The following is a 19,637-nucleotide window of genomic DNA, read 5'->3' on the forward strand; positions in this document are numbered from 1 at the left end:
TCAGGCTCCGGAGGCTACGAGGACGGCGGCGACGGCCAGGACGACGGAGCCCGCGAACAGGACGCTCAGGTAGGTCTGGGTGTTGCCGGTCTGGGCCCGGCGGACGGCCGCGCCCAGCAGGCCGGGGGCGGACGCCGCGCCGCGCACGTAGGTCTCGACGACCTCGCGGTCGAGGAAGCGGGCGAGGCGGGCGGCGCCCCGGACCGGCCGGACCACGACGGCGTGGACGACCGCGTCGAGGTGGAAGCCGACGGCGGCGTGCCGGTGCAGCGGGCCGAGGAGGAGCCGGCCGGGGTCGGCGGGGTCCTGGGCGCCGGAGACGCTGCCGTACGCGGCCTCGTGGGTGGCGATGGCCTCCTCCTCGGAGACGGCCGGGGCCTCGTCCGGGTCGGCGGCGACGGCGCCCATGGGGGTGCGGGCGGCGAGGGCGGCGGTGCGGCGCCAGGCCGCGGTGACGACGAGTACGCCGGCGAGGGCACAGCCGGTCGAGAGGAGGGAGGTGGTGAGGGCCGGGGTCAGTGAGCCGCCGTCGAACCAGTCGGGGAGCTTCCAGGCAGCGAGGCCCAGGGCGACGGTGGGTACGAGCAGCACCCACAGGACGGCGGTCATGGCGGTGGGCTGCCGGCCGTGGTCGGCGGCCTCGGGGCCCTTGCCGCGGAAGGCGAGCAGCCACAGGCGGGTGGCGTAGCCGGCGGTGAGGAGGGCGGTGACCAGGCCCGCGAGGAGGACGGTCCAGCCGACCGCGCCGGGGATGCCGGACGCCTCGCCGCGGGCGGCGTGCTCGGCGGCGCCCAGCACGGCCTCCTTGGAGAAGAAGCCGCTGAAGGGCGGGATCGCGGCGAGCGCGAGGAGGGCGACGGTCATCGTCCAGAACGCGTCCGGGACGCGCCGGGCGAGGCCGCCCGTGCGGGCCGTCGCGGCCAGTGAGTTGGTGCCGGCGGCGTGGATGACCACGCCCGCCCCGAGGAAGAGGAGGGCCTTGAACGCGCCGTGGGAGACCAGGTGGAAGACGGCGGCGCTCCGGTCGCCGACGGCCAGGGCGCCGGTCATGTAGCCGAGCTGGCCGACGGTCGAGTAGGCGAGGACGCGTTTGATGTCGTCCTGGGCGAGCGCGGCGAGGGCCGAGCCGACCATGGTGACCGCGGCCATCACCGCGAGCACCACCAGGGCCGCCGTGGAGGCGGTGAAGACGGGGAGGAGCCGGGCCACGAGGTAGACACCGGCCGCGACCATCGTCGCGGCGTGGATGAGCGCGGACACCGGCGTCGGGCCGGCCATCGCGTCGGGCAGCCAGGTGTGCAGCGGGAACTGGGCGGACTTGCCCGCCACGCCGGCGAGCAGCAGCAGCGCCACCAGGGTGGGGTGGTCGAGGCCGCCGGACGCGGCGGTCCGCACGATGCCGTCGATGCGGAACGTCCCGGCGTCGGCGGCCAGCGCGAACACGCCGATCAGGAAGGGGACGTCACCGAGCTTGGTGACCAGGAACGCCTTGAGGGAGGCGGCGCGGGCGGCCTCGGTCTCCCAGTAGTGGCCGACGAGGAAGTACGAGCAGATGCCCATGACCTCCCAGCCGACCAGCAGCACCATCAGGTCGCCGGAGTAGACGACGAGCAGCATCGCGGAGGTGAACAGGGAGACGAGCGCGGCGTAGGACGGGTAGCGCGGGTCGTCGCGGAGGTAGGCCGTCGAGTAGAGCTGCACACAGGTGGCGACGGTGCCGACGAGGACGGCGACGAGGACGGCGAAGCCGTCGAGGTGCAGGGCGAGGTCGACGGGGACGGAGCCGGTCGGGGTGAGCCGGGTCGACGCGTCGAGGGGCCGGCCGCCGCCCTGCTGCCACGCCACGACGACGGTGAGGACGGCGGCGACGGCGGTCGGCAGGAGGGCGAGGGGGCGGACGAGTCCGGGTGCGCGGCGGCCCGCCAGGATGCCGCCGACGGCACCGAGGAAGGGCAGCAGCGGGACGAGGGCGGCGGTGGTCGTGGTCGTCACGCGGCGGCCTCGGCCTTCTGCTCGCGGCCGGCGTCGCCGTCGTCGCCGCCGCCTTCGGATGCGGTCCCGTCCCCGTCGTCCTCGCGGAGGTCGCGGAGCCGGTCGAGGTCGGCGGCGCCGCGGTTGCGGTGGACGAGCAGGACGATGGCCAGGCCGATGCCGATCTCGGCGGCGGCGATGGCGATGGTGAACAGGGTGAGCGCCTGCCCGGCGTGGAGTTCGTCGCGCAGCCAGACGTCGAAGGCGACGAGGTTGAGGTTGACGGCGTTGAGCATCAGCTCGACGGACATCAGGACCAGGATGGCGTTGCGCCGGGCGAGGACGCCGTAGAGACCGGCGCAGAAGAGGAGGGCGGCCAGGACGGCGGGGTAGACGAGGTGCATCAGCGCGCGGCCTCCTTCTGCTTCTTCCCGTCGCCCTTGTCGCCCTTGTCGTCCTTGCCCCGGCGGGACAGGACGATCGCCCCGACGAGGGCGGCGAGCAGCAGCACCGACAGTGCCTCGAAGGGCAGCACCCAGTACCGGAAGAGCATCTCGCCGGAGACCTTGGTGGAGCCCTGGACGGGACCATGGACGTCGATCCAGGTCGCCCGGAAGGCGTCCACGACGACCCAGACCAGGGCGACGGCGGCGGCACCGGCCACCGCGAGCGCCACCGGGCGGTTGCCCGAATCGGCGTCCGGGGACCGGCCGATGGGCGCCTTGGTGAGCATCAGCCCGAAGAGGAGGAGGACGACCACCGAGCCGACGTAGATCAGCACCTGGACCCAGGCGACGAACTCGGCCGTCAGCAGCAGGTACTCGACGGCCAGCCCGCCGAGCGCCACGACCAGCCACAGGGCGGCGTGCACCAGTTGCCGGGTGGTGACGGTCACGACGGCGGCGCCGAACGTGACGATACCGACCAGCAGGAAGGCGATCTCGACGCCGGTCGGCGAGAGGAAGCCGTGCGCGCCCGAGGCGAGCGCGACGCTGTGGGTGCTCATGCCCCGTCCTCCTTCGCTTCCCCGTTTTCCTGTTCCTTCGCCCGTGCGGCCGCCAGCTTCTCCGCCGTCTTGCGGGCCGCCGCGACCTCCTTCGGCTCCTCCGCCGCCGGGTCGAGCGCGGGCGGCTCGGGCACGGTCCACATCCACTCGCGGAGCCGGTCGCGCTCGTGGGTGAGGTCAAGGATGTCCGTCTCGGCGTACTCGAACTCCGGCGACCAGAAGAGGGCGTCGAACGGACACACCTCGATACAGATCCCGCAGTACATGCACAGCGCGAAGTCGATCGCGAAGCGGTCGAGGACGTTGCGGCTGCGCTCGCGGCCGCCCGGGGCGGCCGGGGGGACGGTCTCCTTGTGGGAGTCGATGTAGATGCACCAGTCGGGGCACTCGCGGGCGCACAGCATGCAGACCGTGCAGTTCTCCTCGAACAGGCCGATCACCCCGCGGGTGCGGGGGGCGAGTTCGGGCTGCGCGTCCGGGTACTGGACGGTCTGCGTGCGCCGGGTGAGCGTCCGCAGGGTGACGGCCAGGCCCTTGGCCAGGCCGCTGCCGGGGATGTTCATGAGATCGCCACCTTGACGACGCCGGTCAGCGCGATCTGCGCGAGGGCGAGCGGGATGAGCACGGTCCAGGCGAGCTTCTGCAGCTGGTCCTCGCGGAGCCGCGGGTAGCTCACCCGCAACCAGATCACGACGAACGCGAGCACCGCGGTCTTGAGCAGCATCCACACCCAGCCGAGCCCGTCGGCCCCGAGGGGGCCGTGCCAGCCGCCGAGGAACAGCACGGACGTCAGCCCGCAGAGGACGACGATGCCCGCGTACTCGGAGAGCAGGAACATCGCGAACCGCAGGCCCGTGTACTCGGTGTACGCACCGAAGATGATCTCGGAGTCGGCGACCGGCATGTCGAACGGCGGCCGTTGCAGCTCCGCCAGGCCCGCCGTGAAGAACACCAGCCCGCCGACGATCTGCCAGGGGACCCACCACCAGTGGAACGCGCCCAGGATCCCGGGCAGCGAGACCGTGCCCGCCGCCATCGCCACCGAGGCGGCGGCGAGCAGCATCGGCAGTTCGTACGCCATCAGCTGCGCGGCCGTCCGCAGGCCACCGAGCAGCGAGAACTTGTTCGCGGACGCCCAGCCGGCCATCAGGGACCCCAGCACGCCCACGCCCATCACCGCGAGCACGAAGAACACGCCCGCGTCGATGTACCAGCCGACCGCCTTGCCCGGGCCGATCGGGATCGCCACCAGGACCAGCAGGTACGGCAGCAGCGCCACGGCCGGCGCGAGCTGGAACACCCGCCGGTCCGCGTCGGCCGGGACGATGTCCTCCTTCTGCGCGAACTTCACCCCGTCCGCGACGAGCTGCGCCCAGCCGTGGAACCCGCCCGCGTACATCGGCCCGAGCCGGCCCTGCATATGGGCCATCACCTTGTGTTCCATCTGCCCGACGAGCAACGGGAACACCAGGAAGACGGCGAACAGGGCCACGAGGCGCAGCACCACGTCCACGGTGTCGCTGCTGCTCATGCGGGGTCGCCTCCGGCGGGGTGGGGGTCGTTCTCGGTGTCGCCGCCTTCGGCGGGGCGCTCGCGCGGGGCGGGGGAGCCGTCTTCGGCCGGGCGCTCGCGCGGGGCGGGGCTGTCGCCCTCGGCGGACCGCTCGCGCGGCGCCGGGCTGTCACCTTCGGCGGGGCGGCCCTCGGCTTCCGGTTCCCGCACGTTCGGTTCCCGCACGTTCGGTTCCCGCACGTCCGGGGCCGGGCCGCTCGGGGCCGGGCCGCTCTCGCGGGTGCCTCCGGCCTCGGGGGTCGGCTCGTCCGGGGCGGGCGCCTCGGGCTCGTCCTTCTCGGGGCGGGTCGGCGTCGCGGGCGGGGTCTCCTCGAAGGCCGGGCGCGCGTGGTGCCAGGGCGCGTCCGCGGAACGCGGCGCGGGGCGCCGGGCGGGCGCCGCCGGGCGGTCCGTACCCGTGCCTGTGCCCGTCTCGGTGTCCGCGCCCTCCGGCCGGCTCGCGGAGCCGTCCGCCGCGCTGCGGGTACGACGCNGCCGGGCGGGCGCCGCCGGGCGGTCCGTACCCGTGCCTGTGCCCGTCTCGGTGTCCGCGCCCTCCGGCCGGCTCGCGGAGCCGTCCGCCGCGCTGCGGGTACGACGCGGCGTGCCCGTCGCACCCTCCTGGCTCGCCGACCCCTCGGCCGCGCTCCGGCTGCGACGCGGTGTGCCCGTCGCACCCTCCTGCTGACTCGCCGAACCCTCCGACGCGCTCCGGGTACGACGTGGCGCGGGGGCCGAGCCCTCCTGGCTCGCGGATCCGTCCGCAGCGCTCCGGGTACGACGCGGCGCGGAGGTGGCGCCCTCCTGGCTCGCGGATCCGTCCGCAGCACTTCGCGTGCGGCGCGGAGCAGGGGCGGCACCCTCCTGGCTCGCCGACCCCTCGGCCGCACTCCGCGTGCGGCGAGGCGCGGGCGCCGCGCCCTCCTGGCTCGCCGAACCGTCCGCCGCACCCCGCGCCCGCCGCGGAGCCGGAGCCTCGTCGCCCTGGCTCGCCGAGCCCTCGCCCGCGCTCCGCGCGCGGCGGACCGGGCGTTCGCCCTCCCCGGAGGCGGAGGCGGAGGCGGCAGCGGCGCGGGCGCCGCGGGCCGGGCGGGACGGGGCGGGGGGAAGCTGGCCCTTGAGGGGGCCCCACTCGTTGGGGTCGGGGACGCCGGGGGGAAGCATCTGCCGGCGCTTGGGGCCGCCGTGTTCGGACTCCCCCGGCTCCTTGGCGCCGGGCCAGGCCTTGACGACGCGGGCGGCCAGGACGAAGTCCTTGCGCAGCGGGTGGCCCTCGAAGTTCTCGGGGAGGAGCAGGGGCACCAGGTGGGGGTGGCCGGTGAAGTCGATGCCGAACATCTCGTGGGTCTCGCGCTCGTGCCACTCCGCTCCGGCGTACACCGCGACGGCGGTGGGCAGGGCGGGAGCGTCGTGCGGGACGGTGGTCCGGAGGACGAGGCGGCGGAGGGGTGTGCCCTGGCCGGACGGCAGGGCCGCCACGTGGGCGCAGACGAGGAAGCCGGTGCCGGGTTCGTCGACGGCGCTCAGCCAGTCGAAGAAGGTGCAGCCGAGCGTCGTCCGGGCGGTGTCGAGGGCGGTGGTCCAGGTCTCGGCGGGGACGTCGACCGTGAGCAGTTCGTACGCCTCGGCCGCGGTGGCGCCCTCGCCGAAGAGCTCGGTCACGGGGGCGGGCAGCCAGCCGGTCATCGGGCGCGCTCCTCGGGAGCGGGAGCCGGAGCCGGAGCGGGGGCCTCGACCAGCCCGCTGCGGAGCTCCGCCGTCGAAGCCGCCGGCCCGGACGGCCCGGACGGCCCGTACCGCTCGGCCGTCGACTCGGCGGCGATCTTCTCCTGGAGCTTGAGGATGCCCTGGAGCAGCGCCTCCGGCCGGGGCGGGCAGCCGGGGACGTAGACGTCGACGGGGATGATCTGGTCGACGCCCTTGGTGACGGAGTACGAGTCCCAGTAGGGCCCGCCGCAGTTGGAGCAGGCGCCGAACGAGATGACGTACTTCGGCTCGGGCATCTGCTCGTACAGCCGCTTGACGGCGGGCGCCATCTTGTCCGTCACCGTGCCGGAGACGATCATGAGGTCGGCCTGCCGGGGGCCCGGCGCGAAGGGGATGACGCCGAGGCGGATGAAGTCGTGCCGGGCCATGGACGCGGCGATGAACTCGATCGCGCAGCAGGCGAGGCCGAAGTTGAACACCCAGAGGCTGTAGCGCCGGCCCCAGTTCAGGACCACCTTCATGGGCTCGGGCGCCAGCCGGGCCAGCGCGCCCAGCCGACGGGGCTCGGGAAGGTCAGCGCGTGTCACGTCCACTCCAGGACGCCCTTCTTCCATGCGTACAACAGGCCCACGGCGAGGAAGCCGAGGAAGACGAACATCTCGACGAGGGTGGTGGCACCGTAGCCGGGCGCGGCGAAGACCGTCGCCCAGGGGAACAGGAAGACGGAGTCCACCGCGAAGATCACGTACAGGAAGGCGTAGACGTAGTAGCGCACCTGGGTGTGGGCCCAGCCCTCGCCGACGGGGTCGACGCCGCACTCGTACGTCAGCAGCTTCTCGGGGGTCGGCACCACGGGCCGCAGCAGCCGCCCGGCGCCGAAGGCGACGGCGACGAAGAGCACGCCGAGGACGCCGACAAGAGCGACGACGCCGTAGCCGTGGAAGTAGGCAGTGGAATCCGCCGCGAGCGGGACATCGGCGGACGCGATGCGCGCGGTTGCCTCCGGCACGTCCGGCCCCTCGCTCCCTGTGTGCGGCTGTTCGTCCGCATTCGACGATCTGTACGCACAGGAGTCTAGGTGCTGCGGGGCCGGGAGCGGGCAGCGCTGTCCGGCCGGAGGTGGGGTTCTCCCCACCGGAGGGCTCCCGGGGCCCCCATGGCAGGGCACGGGGAGGTCGGGGCACGCTTGGACCATGACCGCCCGCACCGCCCGTACCCGTCCCCGCACCCCGGTGCCCGTCCCCGCCGGGGGCGTGCCCGAGGACGAGCAGCCGCCGCCCGTCCGGCCCGCCTTCGACGCGTGGACCTGGCGGGAGGTCGCCTACCTGCTGAGCAACCTGGCGGCGGGGCTCGTCGGGTTCGTGTACGTCGCGCTGTGGCTGTTCGTGGGCCTGGTGCTGTCGTTCACGGTGGTGGGTCTGCCGCTGCTGGCGGCGGGCCTGGTGGGCATGCGGTGGCTGGGGCGGGCGGAACGGCGCCGGGCGCGGAGGCTGCTGGGCGTCCGGGTCGACGAGCCGAGCCCCCTCCCGCGCGCCGGGAGGCGCCGGGGGATCCTCGGCTGGGTGTGGGCGACCCTGCGGGACACGGTGGCCTGGCGCACGACGCTGTACGCGTTCGTCCGGCTGCCGTGGGGGGTGCTCACCTTCGGCGTGACCCTGGTCGCCTTCTTCGTCGCCTGGCCGGTTCTCGGCCATCTGGCGCGGGCGATGGCCACGGTGGACCGGTCGATGGTGCGCGGGCTGCTGTCCCCCTCCGACGAGCTGGAGCGGCGCGTGGCGGAACTGGAGCAGGACCGCGGGGTGGTGGTGGACACCGCCGCCGCCGACCTGCGGCGTATCGAGCGCGATCTGCACGACGGCGCCCAGGCCCGGCTCGTCGCGCTCGCCATGGGGCTCGGTCTCGCCAAGGAGAAGGTCCTCGAAGACCCCGAGGCCGCGGCGCGGATGGTGGACGAGGCGCACGGCGAGGTGAAGCTCGCCCTCCAGGAGCTCCGCGACCTCGCCCGAGGCATCCACCCGGCCGTCCTCACCGACCGCGGCCTGGACGCCGCCCTCTCCTCGGTCGCCGGCCGCTGCACCGTCCCGGTCAGTGTTCATGTCGAACTCGACAGCCGCCCGGCGCCCGCCATCGAGGGCATCGCCTACTTCACCGTCTCCGAACTCCTCCAGAACGTCAGCAAGCACAGCCGCGCCCGCACGGCCGAGGTCGAGGTGTGGCGGGCGGGCGACCGGCTGCTGCTCCAGGTGCGGGACGACGGGCAGGGCGGCGCCTCCACCGCGTCCGGCAGCGGACTGGCCGGGCTCGCCGAACGGCTCGGCTCGGTGGACGGGCTGTTCGGCGTGGACTCCCCCGTCGGCGGGCCCACCGTGATCACGGCCGAACTGCCGTGGCGGGCGCGGAGTTGACGCACGGCGGCCCGGGCCCGGGCCACACCCCGCACCCCGGGGTAGGGAGAACCCCACCCCGGGAACACCCACTCACCGCATGGTCTCCCCTCCCCTTACGGGAGAGCCTGGAGTCATGGGAGGGCCGGGGGCGACGCCCCCGGCGGACGGACGCAGAGGACAGAGGAACCCGAGATGGCCTTCGACTACGGATACCGGGCGGAACCGGCGCCCCGGCGCCACCGGCTGCCGCTCGTGCTGCGGGCGCCCCTGTCGCGCCGCACATGGGGCGAGTTCCTGTACCTCCAGCTCAGCCTGCCGATCGCGATCGCCGGCTTCACCTGGGCCGTCGCCACGATGTCGATGGGCTTCGGCCTGCTGATCACCTTCATCGGCGTACCGGTGCTGGCCGTCGGCCTCGCCGGGGCACGGGTGCTGGGCGCGGTCGAGCGCACCCGGGCCCGGCTGCTGCTGGGCGCGGACGTCGAGGGGCCGCACCCCGTCCAGGCCGAGAACCAGCGCGGCGGGATGATGGGCTGGGTGTGGGCGCTGCTGAAGAGCGGCGCGTCGTGGCGGCACCTGGTCTACGCGGTGGTGCACATGCCGTGGGCGATCTGCGCGTTCACCGTGTCGCTGGTGTTCCAGCTCCTGGGCTGGGCCCTGTTCCTCTACCCGGCCTACCAGTGGATGTACCCGACCTGGTGGGGCCAGCCGGGCATGCAGGTCTTCAGCGACCGGAACCGCGATCTCTACCTCGACAACCCCTTCGAGATCACCGTCACCTCCGCCGTCGGCCTGGTGATCGTCCTGATCACCCCATGGCTGATCCACGGCATGGCCGGGCTGGACCGGATGCTGGTCAAGTCCCTGCTCGGCCCGTCCGAGCTGGCCGTCCGGGTCGCCGAGCTGGAGCAGGACCGCGGGGTGGCGGTCGACACCGCCGCCGCCGACCTGCGGCGTATCGAGCGCGACCTGCACGACGGCGCCCAGGCCCGGCTCGTCGCCCTCGCCATGGACCTCGGTCTCGCCAAGGAGAAGCTGCTGGAGGACCCGGAGGCCGCCGCGCAGATGGTGGACGAGGCGCACGGCGAGGTGAAGCTCGCCCTCCAGGAACTGCGCGACCTCGCCCGAGGCATCCACCCGGCCGTCCTCACCGACCGCGGCCTCGACGCCGCCCTCTCCTCCGTCGCCGGCCGCTGCACCGTCCCCGTCGCCGTCCACGTCGACCTCGACACCCGGCCCGCGCCCGCCATCGAGGGCATCGCCTACTTCACCGTCTCCGAACTCCTCCAGAACGTCAGCAAGCACAGCCGCGCCCGCACCGCGCGGGTGGAGATCTGGCGCTCGGGGAACCGCGTGATGCTCCAGGTGTGGGACGACGGGCAGGGCGGCGCCTCCACCGAGTCCGGCAGCGGACTGGCCGGGCTCGCCGAACGGCTCGGCTCGGTGGACGGACTGCTGGTGGTCGACTCCCCCGCCGGCGGGCCCACCACCGTGACCGCCGAGCTGCCCTGGCGCGACCGCTGACGCACGTCCCTCCGCCTCCCTTCGCGGCACCACGGCCCCGGACCGTCCGTCCCGGGGCCGTTTTGCTGCGATGCTGTGGACGTTGTTGCCGACAGCGCGGGCCGGGGTGCCTGCGGGAACCCCAGGGGGCCGGACGTCGTGGTCGAGAACGCCGCAGACAGGGTGCGGGTGGTCATCGCCGAGGATTCAGTACTGCTCAGGGAGGGCCTGACCCGGCTGCTGACCGACCGCGGGCACGAGGTCGTGGCCGGGGTCGGGGACGCCGAGGCGCTGCTGAAGGCGGTGCGGGAGCTGGCCGACGAGGGGGCGCTGCCGGATGTGGTGGTGGCGGACGTCCGGATGCCGCCGACCCACACGGACGAGGGGGTACGGGCCTCCGTCCAGCTCCGCCGCGACCACCCGGACCTGGGGGTCCTGGTCCTTTCGCAGTATGTGGAGGAGCAGTACGCGACGGAGCTGCTGGCCGGCAGCAGCCGTGGCGTCGGCTACCTGCTGAAGGACCGGGTGGCGGAGGTGCGCGAGTTCGTGGACGCCGTGGTCCGGGTGGCCCGGGGCGGCACCGCGCTGGACCCCGAGGTCGTCGCCCAGCTGCTCGGCCGCAGCCGCAAGCAGGACGTGCTGGCCGGGCTCACCCCGCGCGAGCGGGAGGTCCTGGGCCTGATGGCCGAGGGCAGGACGAACGGTGCCATCGCCCGGCAGCTCGTGGTGAGCGACGGGGCCGTGGAGAAGCACGTCAGCAACATTTTCCTGAAGCTGGGGCTGTCGCCGAGTGACGGGGATCACCGCCGCGTCCTCGCGGTGCTCACCTACCTCAGGTCCTGACCGGCTACCTCAGGTCCTGACCGGCCGGCGCCTCCGCTTCCGGCCGCCCGCCCGTCCCTCCTCCGGCTCCCGGCCCTCCCGGCCTGATGGACGCGCGGCCCGACGCGGCGTCGGCCGCGGGGGCGGGAGACGGACCCCGGGGCTCCTCCTCCGGTCCTGGGCCCGAGGTCCGATCCCTGGTCCCGGGCCCGCCGACGGGCACGCGGGCGGCCCGGGGAGGGCGTGCCAGGATGGGGGTGCTGCGGGGCCTCCCCATCCCGTGATCCGTCCCGGATGGGCGTGCCCCGCCCACGTACGATGGCGATGGGAACGCCGGTCGGCACCACGTGTGTGCGGGACCGCCGTCACGAGGGAGGTCCGAAGCAGTGACCAGCCAGGTCAGCAGCCCGGCCGAGCAGGCCGATCCAGCCGAACAGCCAGGCTTCTCCCCGCCCGGGGCCGGGGACGAGCCGTCGCAGCTCGCCGGACAGCGCGGCCCCGCGCAGGACGCCGGCGGCAAGGAGGTGCGCCGGCTGGACCGGGTGATCATCCGCTTCGCGGGCGACTCCGGCGACGGCATGCAGCTCACCGGTGACCGTTTCACCTCCGAGACGGCCTCGTTCGGCAACGACCTGTCCACGCTGCCGAACTTCCCCGCCGAGATCCGGGCGCCCGCCGGCACCCTGCCGGGCGTCTCGTCGTTCCAGCTGCACTTCGCCGACCACGACATCCTCACCCCGGGCGACGCCCCGAACGTCCTGGTCGCCATGAACCCTGCCGCCCTCAAGGCCAACCTGGCGGACGTGCCGCGCGGCGCCGAGATCATCGTCAACACCGACGAGTTCACCAAGCGCCCGATGGCCAAGGTCGGCTATGCCACCAACCCGCTGGAGGACGGCTCGCTGGACGGCTACAGCGTCCACCCGGTGCCGCTGACCACGCTGACGATCGAGGCGCTCAAGGAGTTCGGGCTCCCCCGCAAGGAGGCCGAGCGCAGCAAGAACATGTTCGCCCTCGGGCTGCTGTCGTGGATGTACCACCGGCCCACCGAGAACACCGAGAAGTTCCTGCGGAAGAAGTTCGCGAAGAAGCCGCAGATCGCCGAGGCGAACGTGGCCGCCTTCCGGGCCGGCTGGAACTTCGGCGAGACCACGGAGGACTTCGCGGTCTCCTACGAGGTCGCCCCCGCCGCGGCCGCCTTCCCGGCCGGCACCTACCGCAACATCTCCGGCAACCTCGCCCTGTCGTACGGCCTGATCGCCGCCTCCCGCCAGGCGGACCTGCCGCTCTACCTCGGCTCGTACCCGATCACCCCGGCCTCCGACATCCTCCACGAGCTGTCGAAGCACAAGAACTTCGGTGTGCGCACCTTCCAGGCCGAGGACGAGATCGCGGGCATCGGCGCGGCGCTGGGCGCGGCCTTCGGCGGCGCGCTCGCGGTGACCACCACCTCGGGGCCCGGCGTGGCCCTGAAGTCGGAGACCATCGGCCTCGCGGTCTCGCTCGAACTGCCGCTGCTGGTCGTGGACATCCAGCGCGGCGGCCCCTCGACCGGGCTGCCCACCAAGACCGAGCAGGCCGACCTGCTCCAGGCGATGTACGGGCGCAACGGCGAGGCGCCGGTGCCGATCGTGGCGCCGAGAACCCCGGCCGACTGCTTCGACGCCGCCCTCGACGCGGCCCGGATCGCGCTCACCTACCGGACGCCGGTCTTCCTGCTCTCGGACGGCTACCTGGCCAACGGCTCCGAGCCCTGGCGCATCCCCGAGACCGACGAACTCCCGGACCTGCGCGTGCAGTTCGCGACCACGCCCAACCACGAGCTGGCCGACGGCACCGAGGTCTTCTGGCCCTTCAAGCGCGACCCCGAGACCCTGGCCCGCCCCTGGGCGGTGCCCGGCACCCCCGGTCTCGAGCACCGCATCGGCGGCATCGAGAAGCAGGACGGCACGGGCAACATCTCGTACGACCCCGCCAACCACGACTTCATGGTCCGCACCCGGCAGGCGAAGATCGACGGCATCGCCGTGCCGGACGTGACGGTCGACGACCCCTCCGGGGAAGCCCGGACCCTGGTCCTGGGGTGGGGTTCCACCTACGGGCCCGTCACCGCCGCCGTCCGCCGCGTGCGCACCGCCGGCGGGCACGTCGCCCAGGCGCACCTGCGCCACCTCAACCCCTTCCCGCGCAACCTGGGCGAGGTGCTGAAGCGGTACGACAAGGTGGTCGTGCCCGAGATGAACCTCGGCCAGCTCGCCACCCTGCTGCGCGCCCGGTACCTCGTGGACGTCCGCTCCCACACCCAGGTGAGCGGTATGCCCTTCAAGGCCGAGCAGCTCGCCACCGTGCTCAAGGAGGCCATCGATGACTGAGGCGCTCAAGCTGGTGCCCAAGGCGGAAGCCAAGCAGTCCATGAAGGACTTCAAGTCCGACCAGGAAGTCCGCTGGTGCCCCGGCTGCGGCGACTACGCCATCCTGGCCGCCGTCCAGGGCTTCATGCCCGAACTCGGCGTCGCCCGCGAGAACATCGTCTTCGTCTCCGGCATCGGCTGCTCCTCCCGCTTCCCGTACTACCTCAACACCTACGGGATGCACTCCATCCACGGCCGCGCCCCCGCCATCGCCACCGGCCTCGCCACCTCCCGCCGCGACCTGTCCGTCTGGGTCGTCACCGGCGACGGCGACGCCCTCTCCATCGGCGGGAACCACCTCATCCACGCCCTCCGCCGCAACGTCAACCTCAAGATCCTGCTCTTCAACAACCGGATCTACGGCCTCACCAAGGGCCAGTACAGCCCCACCTCCGAGGTCGGCAAGATCACCAAGTCCACGCCCATGGGCTCCCTCGACGCCCCCTTCAATCCCGTGTCGCTCGCACTCGGCGCCGAGGCCTCCTTCGTCGCCCGCACCATCGACTCCGACCGCAAGCACCTGACCGAGGTCCTGCGCCAGGCCGCCGACCACCCGGGCACCGCCCTGGTCGAGATCTACCAGAACTGCAACATCTTCAACGACAACGCCTTCGAGGCCCTCAAGGACAAGGAGACCGCCCAGGAGGCGGTGATCCGGCTGGAGCACGGACAGCAGATCCGCTTCGGCACGGACGGCTCGAAGGGCGTGGTGCGGGACGCGGCCACCGGTGACCTCTCGGTCGTCGAGGTGACGCCCGAGAACGAGTCGCGGGTACTTGTGCATGACGCGCACTCCGCGTCTCCGACCACGGCGTTCGCGCTGTCGCGGCTTGCTGATCCGGATACGTTGCATCAGACGCCCATTGGGGTGTTCCGGAGTGTGGAGCGGCCTGTGTACGACACGTTGATGGCCGATCAGCTGGAGGCTGCTGTGGAGCAGCGGGGCAAGGGGGATCTGGGGGCGCTGCTTGCGGGTGGGGACACCTGGACGGTGGTGGGGTAGAGGGGCCCGCTGTCCTCAAACGCCGGACGGGCTGACTTCGGCCCGTCCGGCGGTTGAGGACAAGCGGCGAAGCCGCTTTCAGGGGGTCTGGGGGCTTGCCCCCAGGAATCGGCGAAGGGGCGGGTCCGGGGCACCCACCAATCGGGTGCCCACCCGCCGCGCCGCCCCGCCCACCCCCTCCCCCACCCGCTCTCATAAGGGACATGGCCGACGCCGAAGTCTCCCTCCCCGCCGACCGCCTCCGCTACCGCGTCAAGCGCCGCCTCCTCGGCCCGCCCCTCGTCACCGAACGCCTCTCGCAGGAGAAGCTGTCCAACCCGATGGCCCTGGGCGTCCTCGCCTCGGACTGCATCTCGTCCACCGCGTACGGCACGGAGGAGATGCTGCGCATCCTCGTCCCGGTGGCCGGGATCGCCGCGTTCACGCTGCTGATGCCGGTGACCGGCGGCATCCTGCTGGTCCTGCTGCTGGTGACGCTGTCGTACCGGGACGTGGTGTCGGTCTACACCCGCGCCGGCGGCTCGTACGTCGTCGCCCGGGAGAACTTCGGGCCGCGCGTCGCGCAGATCGCGGCCGTCGCTCTGCTGGTGGACTACATCGTCACCGTGGCCGTTCAGACGGCGGCGGGGACGGACGCGCTGATCTCCCTGGCCCACCTGGTGGGCAACGGCTTCCGGGGCATCGACCACCTCAAACTGCCGATCACCGTGGCCGTGGTGCTGCTCCTGATGTACGGGAACCTGCGGGGGATCCGCGAGGCGGGCCGGACCTTCGCGACGCCCGCGTACCTGTTCATCGTGGCGGTGGCGCTGCTGCTGGTCGTCGGCCTGGTCCGGGCACTGAACGGCGGGATCCCGCATGCGGACGTCACGGCGCACGGCGCCGTCCCGCTGGGGGAACCGGGGCACGGCTGGCTCTACGGCACCTCGCTCTTCATCGTGCTGCGCTCCTTCGCGAACGGCGGCTCGTCGCTCACCGGGCTGGAGGCGATCTCCAACGGCGTATCGGCGTTCCGCGCGCCGCAGGGGCGCAACGCCCGGCGCACGCTCACCACGATGAGCCTGATCCTGGGCGTGATGGTGCTCGGCGTCTCCACGCTGGCCCACTTCACGCACGCCATCCCGTACGAGGACGGCAACCCGACCGTCCTGGCCCAGGAGGCCCATCTGATCTTCGGGGACGGCTGGGTGGGGACGGTCGGCCTGGTCTACGTCCAGCTCGCCACCGCGCTGATCCTCTTCACCGGCGCCAACACACCGTTCACCGGCTTCCCGTTCCTCGCCAGCTTCGTCGCCGAGGACCGCTTCCTGCCCCGGCCGCTGATGCGGCGCGGCCACCGCCTCGCCTTCTCCAACGGCATCATCTGTCTCACCGTCGTCTCCGTCGGGCTGCTCTTCCTCACCGGGGGCAACGTCGACAAGCTGGTCGCGCTCTACGCGATCGGCGTCTTCACCGGCTTCACCATGGCCACCGCCGGGATGACTGCGCACCACTGGCGTTCCGACGCACCGGGCCGGCGCGCGAAGGTGTGGGTGAACCTGGCGGCGGCCGTGGTCTCCGCCCTGGTCGTGGTGATCTTCGCGATCACCAAGTTCACCGAGGGCGCGTGGCTGGTCGTGGTGGTCTTCCCCATCGGGGTGTGGGCGCTGATCCGCATCAACCACCAGTACCGGGCGGAGGCCGAGGCGCTGGAGAACGTCCCCGCGTTCACCGCCGACCGGCCGCACTGGCGCCGGCACCGGGTGTTCGTCCTCGTCGACAGCCTCGACCTGGCGACGGTGAAGGCGCTGCGGTACGCGCACGAGCTGCGGCCGGACGAGGTGCGCGCCGTGCACTTCGTGATCGACGAGCCGAGGGCGCGCCGGCTGACCGAACGGTGGGACGCGACGCCCGGAGCGGACGTCCCGCTGGAACTCGTCGACTGCCCCGACCGGCGACTGCGGCACGCCGTCATCGGGCTCGCGGCCCGGACCACCGCCGGCGGCGAGACCGCCCTCACCCTGCTGATCCCCCGGCGGACGTACTCCACCCCGCTCGGCCGGCTGCTCCACCGGGACACGGGCGAGCTCATGGCCAAGGCGCTGGAGCAGCTGCCGAACGTGGCGGTGACGGTCCTGCCGTTCGACGTCTCGCAGGCCGTCGAACGGCTCCGCCGGAGCCGGGCCGGTACGGCCGGATCACCCGATTCGCGCCCGTCATGACCGTCATCCGATACGGACATGACAGGCACCCCCGGGCGGCGTTACCTTCGCGAGGTCGTCGTCGCACCGCCGGGAGGGATCCGTGAAGCCGGACACGCAGCAGAACGAGACGCGCACGGGGTTCCTGTGCGGTGTCCTCGCCTACGCGATCTGGGGGCTGTTCCCCCTGTACTGGCCGCTCCTGGAGCCGTCCGGGGCGTTCGAGATCCTCGCCCACCGGATGGTGTGGTCGCTGGTGACCGTGGTGGCCGCCCTCGCCCTGACCCGGCGCTGGGACTGGATAGGCCCGCTGATGCGGCAGCCGAAGCGGCTCGTCATGATCGTCCTGAGCGCCGCGATGATCTCGGTCAACTGGGGCATCTACATCTGGGCCGTCAACGCCGGCCACGTCGTCGAGACCTCCCTCGGCTACTTCATCAACCCCCTCGTCGTCATCGCCCTCGGCGTCCTTGTCCTGCGCGAACGCCTGCGCCCCGCGCAGTGGGCCGCCGTCGGCATCGGCGCGGCCGCCGTCGTCGTCCTCGCCGTCGGCTACGGCAAGCTGCCCTGGATCGCCCTCGGCATCTCCGCCTCCTTCGGCACCTACAGCCTCTTCAAGAAGCAGGTCGGGCTGGGCGGCCTGGAATCCATGGCCGCCGAGACCGCCGTGCAGTTCCTCCCCGCCCTCGGCTTCCTCATCTTCCTCGGCACCGACGGCAAGAGCACCTTCACGAGCGCGGGGACGGGGCATCTGCTGCTCCTCCTCGCCTCCGGCGCCATCACCGCGCTGCCGCTCGTCTCCTTCGGCATGGCGGCGGTGCGCCTGCCGCTGTCAGTGCTCGGGATGCTCCAGTACCTCGCGCCCGTCTTCCAGTTCGCCCTGGGGCTGGCCGTCTTCCACGAGTCGATGCCGCCTGAGCGGTGGGCCGGGTTCGGTCTGGTGTGGCTCGCCCTGGCCGTTCTCACGTGGGATGCGCTGCGCTCTGCGCGCGCGACGCGGGTGGAGCTGCTTGCGGCGCGTAAGCGGGCGGTGTCCGGGGCGGGGGCTGCTGGTGCGGCGGGTGCTGCGGACGTTTCCGGTGCGGCGGGCGCCGCTGCGGCTGCCGGCGCGGCCGGGCCGGGGCCCGAGGCCGCGCTGGAGGCGGCGGCCGGGGGCGGCGGCGAGGGGGATGTGACGGTGGGGCGCGGCGGGGTGTGAGCGGGGTGGGGCGGGCGGGCGCAGGCGGGGATGTCCTGAGCGCGCCGGGCCCTACGCCGGGCAGGCTGTCCTTTCAAGTTTCCGTCTAGGGAGCCGGATTGCCGCCGGGGCAGCCCGAATCTCGAAGCCGCGGAAGGAGTAACATCCAGCCGGCTGCAAGGCGAAGACGCAAAGTGCGCTGTGTAGCCCCCGCGCACACGGGGTCGCGGGCGTATAAACGCCCGCTTCACGGCGTCGGATGGTCCCCACGCAAGTGAATGAAAACGTTGCCTCGGGAGCCAGGAGGCGCAGGTCAGGAAGTGTGGTCCCCGCGCAGGCGGGGGTGGTCCGCGCATCGCCCGACAGGGACAGCGGTACTGGTCGTGGTCCCCGCGCAAGCGGGGACGCGGCCCCCGCCGCGCCCGATATCCGGATACCGGACCCTCCTGTCCGAATTCCGCCCTTGACGCATGTCCAAAAACCCCTTGAACATCATGGGCACGTCAAAAGGACGGGAGCCCCCCATGCTTGAAGTCCAAGGTCCCACCCTGCCCACCAACCCCCGAAGACGCCGCCTCTCCGCCACCCTGCTGGCGTGCGGTGCGGCCGTGACGGCGACGCTCATCGGCGCGTCCCCGTCGCTCGCGGCGCCGACCACGACGGCAACGGCAACAGCGACAGCACCCGCGCGGGCCGCGCAAGTCGCCGCCGACGCACCCGAGATACCCGCCGCCAACGTCAAGGCGCACCTCAACCAACTCCAGTCGATAGCCAACGCCAACGGCGGCAACCGAGCCCACGGCCGCAGTGGCTACAAGGCATCGCTCGACTTCGTGAAGGCCAAGCTGGACGCCGCCGGGTACACCACGACCGTCCAGCAGTTCACAACCGGCGGCGCGACGGGGTACAACCTCATCGCCGACTGGCCGGGCGGGGACGCGAATCACGTGGTGTTCGCCGGGTCGCACCTCGACTCGGTGACGTCCGGTCCGGGCATCAATGACAACGGCTCGGGATCCGCCGGGATCCTGGAGGTGGCGCTCACCGTGGCCAAGTCCGGCTACAAGCCGGACAAGCACCTGCGGTTCGGCTGGTGGGGTGCGGAAGAGCTGGGAATGCGCGGGTCGTCGTACTACGTGAACCAGCTGCCCGCAGCCGAGAAGTCGAAGATCGACGCGTATCTGAACTTCGACATGATCGGGTCGCCGAACCCCGGCTACTTCGTCTACGGCTACGACGCGCCGCTCAAGACGCTGTTCGAGGACTGGTTCGCCGCCCGCAAGATCGCGACGGAGATCGACACCGAGGGCGACGGACGCTCGGACCACGCGCCGTTCCAGCGGGCGGGCATCAAGGTCGGCGGGCTGTTCAGCGGGGCGGACTACATCAAGACCGCCGCGCAGGCCCGGAACTGGGGCGGTACGGCGGGCAAGGCGTTCGACAGCTGCTACCACCGGTCGTGCGACACCCTCAGCAACATCGACGACAAGGCGCTGGGCAACCACAGCACCGCCATCGCGGGGGCCGTCTGGAAGCTGAGCGGCGGCGGCTCCACCAACCCGCCCGGTGGCACCAGTTTCGAGAGCAAGGCAGCCATCGCCGTCCCGGACAACGGCGCGGCCGTGGAGTCCCCGATCGCCGTCGGCGGTCTCACCGGCAATGCTCCCGCCGGGCTCAAGGTGGCGGTGGACATCAAGCACACCTACCGCGGCGACCTGACGGTCGACCTCGTCGGGCCGAGCGGACGCACGTACCGGCTCAAGGGGTCGGACGCCAACGACTCCGCCGCGGACGTGGTGGCCACGTACACCGTGGACGCCTCGGCGGAGACGGCGAACGGCACGTGGAAGCTGCGTGTGCAGGACGTCGCCCCGCAGGACTCCGGCACGGTCAACAGCTGGAAGCTCACCTTCTAAAAG

Annotated in this window: 16 protein-coding genes; 8 read left to right on the forward strand and 8 right to left on the reverse strand. The window is 72.6% G+C overall.

The genetic code is table 11. The features are described 5' to 3' along the window. From HN013_RS18605 to HN013_RS18640, 8 genes are all read right to left on the reverse strand, one after another. Nucleotides 1–1,992, reverse strand: a complete 1,992-nt coding sequence (locus HN013_RS18605) for an NADH-quinone oxidoreductase subunit L (protein ID WP_171167584.1) — start codon at nucleotides 1,990–1,992, stop codon at nucleotides 1–3. Continuing rightward, a complete protein-coding gene (gene nuoK, locus HN013_RS18610; RefSeq protein WP_171167586.1) occupies nucleotides 1,989–2,375 on the reverse strand; it encodes an NADH-quinone oxidoreductase subunit NuoK in 387 nt (128 codons plus the stop codon). Before nuoK ends, HN013_RS18605 begins: the two co-directional genes overlap by 4 nt. Beyond that, complete coding sequence (locus HN013_RS18615; protein WP_171167588.1) at nucleotides 2,375–2,977, reverse strand: NADH-quinone oxidoreductase subunit J; 603 nt, start codon at nucleotides 2,975–2,977, stop codon at nucleotides 2,375–2,377. Before HN013_RS18615 ends, nuoK begins: the two co-directional genes overlap by 1 nt. Further along, entirely contained in the window at nucleotides 2,974–3,540 is a 567-nt protein-coding gene (locus HN013_RS18620; protein WP_171167590.1) for an NADH-quinone oxidoreductase subunit I, read from the reverse strand. The genes HN013_RS18615 and HN013_RS18620 overlap by 4 nt, the downstream gene beginning before the upstream one ends. Next, nucleotides 3,537–4,508: a complex I subunit 1 family protein gene (locus HN013_RS18625; protein ID WP_171167592.1), complete on the reverse strand. Its 972-nt coding sequence runs from the start codon at nucleotides 4,506–4,508 to the stop codon at nucleotides 3,537–3,539. Before HN013_RS18625 ends, HN013_RS18620 begins: the two co-directional genes overlap by 4 nt. After that, entirely contained in the window at nucleotides 4,505–6,214 is a 1,710-nt protein-coding gene (locus tag HN013_RS32410) for an NADH-quinone oxidoreductase subunit C (RefSeq protein ID WP_212764515.1), read from the reverse strand. The genes HN013_RS18625 and HN013_RS32410 overlap by 4 nt, the downstream gene beginning before the upstream one ends. Continuing rightward, nucleotides 6,211–6,849 (reverse strand): NADH-quinone oxidoreductase subunit B, encoded by a 639-nt coding sequence (locus HN013_RS18635; protein WP_171167594.1) that lies wholly within the window; start codon nucleotides 6,847–6,849, stop codon nucleotides 6,211–6,213. The genes HN013_RS32410 and HN013_RS18635 overlap by 4 nt, the downstream gene beginning before the upstream one ends. Continuing rightward, the gene (locus tag HN013_RS18640) at nucleotides 6,819–7,244 is read right to left on the reverse strand and encodes an NADH-quinone oxidoreductase subunit A (RefSeq protein ID WP_171167596.1); all 426 of its coding nucleotides are present in this window, start codon (nucleotides 7,242–7,244) and stop codon (nucleotides 6,819–6,821) included. Before HN013_RS18640 ends, HN013_RS18635 begins: the two co-directional genes overlap by 31 nt. A gap of 184 nt (nucleotides 7,245–7,428) precedes the next feature. Here HN013_RS18640 and HN013_RS18645 point away from each other — a divergent pair, with 184 nt between their 5' ends. The 8 genes from HN013_RS18645 to HN013_RS18680 all read left to right on the forward strand — a co-directional run bounded on the left by HN013_RS18645 (nucleotide 7,429) and on the right by HN013_RS18680 (nucleotide 19,634). Beyond that, nucleotides 7,429–8,640: a sensor domain-containing protein gene (locus HN013_RS18645; RefSeq protein WP_171167598.1), complete on the forward strand. Its 1,212-nt coding sequence runs from the start codon at nucleotides 7,429–7,431 to the stop codon at nucleotides 8,638–8,640. 174 nt (nucleotides 8,641–8,814) lie between these two features. Then, nucleotides 8,815–10,146, forward strand: a complete 1,332-nt coding sequence (locus HN013_RS18650; RefSeq protein ID WP_171167599.1) for a sensor histidine kinase — start codon at nucleotides 8,815–8,817, stop codon at nucleotides 10,144–10,146. A 162-nt stretch (nucleotides 10,147–10,308) separates the two neighbouring features. Next, nucleotides 10,309–10,968 carry a response regulator transcription factor gene (locus HN013_RS18655; protein ID WP_171167701.1) on the forward strand — a complete coding sequence of 220 codons (660 nt, stop codon included), beginning with the start codon at nucleotides 10,309–10,311 and terminating at the stop codon, nucleotides 10,966–10,968. Between the two features lie 365 nt (nucleotides 10,969–11,333). Continuing rightward, a complete protein-coding gene (locus HN013_RS18660) occupies nucleotides 11,334–13,319 on the forward strand; it encodes a 2-oxoacid:acceptor oxidoreductase subunit alpha (protein WP_171167601.1) in 1,986 nt (661 codons plus the stop codon). Further along, complete coding sequence (locus HN013_RS18665) at nucleotides 13,312–14,361, forward strand: 2-oxoacid:ferredoxin oxidoreductase subunit beta (RefSeq protein WP_171167603.1); 1,050 nt, start codon at nucleotides 13,312–13,314, stop codon at nucleotides 14,359–14,361. The genes HN013_RS18660 and HN013_RS18665 overlap by 8 nt, the downstream gene beginning before the upstream one ends. Nucleotides 14,362–14,564: 203 nt before the next feature. Further along, nucleotides 14,565–16,562 (forward strand): APC family permease, encoded by a 1,998-nt coding sequence (locus HN013_RS18670; RefSeq protein ID WP_171167605.1) that lies wholly within the window; start codon nucleotides 14,565–14,567, stop codon nucleotides 16,560–16,562. A gap of 82 nt (nucleotides 16,563–16,644) precedes the next feature. Then, nucleotides 16,645–17,739, forward strand: a complete 1,095-nt coding sequence (gene rarD, locus HN013_RS18675) for an EamA family transporter RarD (protein WP_171167606.1) — start codon at nucleotides 16,645–16,647, stop codon at nucleotides 17,737–17,739. Between the two features lie 503 nt (nucleotides 17,740–18,242). Then, entirely contained in the window at nucleotides 18,243–19,634 is a 1,392-nt protein-coding gene (locus HN013_RS18680; RefSeq protein ID WP_171167608.1) for a M28 family metallopeptidase, read from the forward strand. Nucleotides 19,635–19,637: the final 3 nt, after the last annotated feature.

Origin of the sequence: Streptomyces sp. I05A-00742, assembly GCF_013055795.1 — a bacterium.
Lineage (GTDB): Bacteria > Actinomycetota > Actinomycetes > Streptomycetales > Streptomycetaceae > Streptomyces.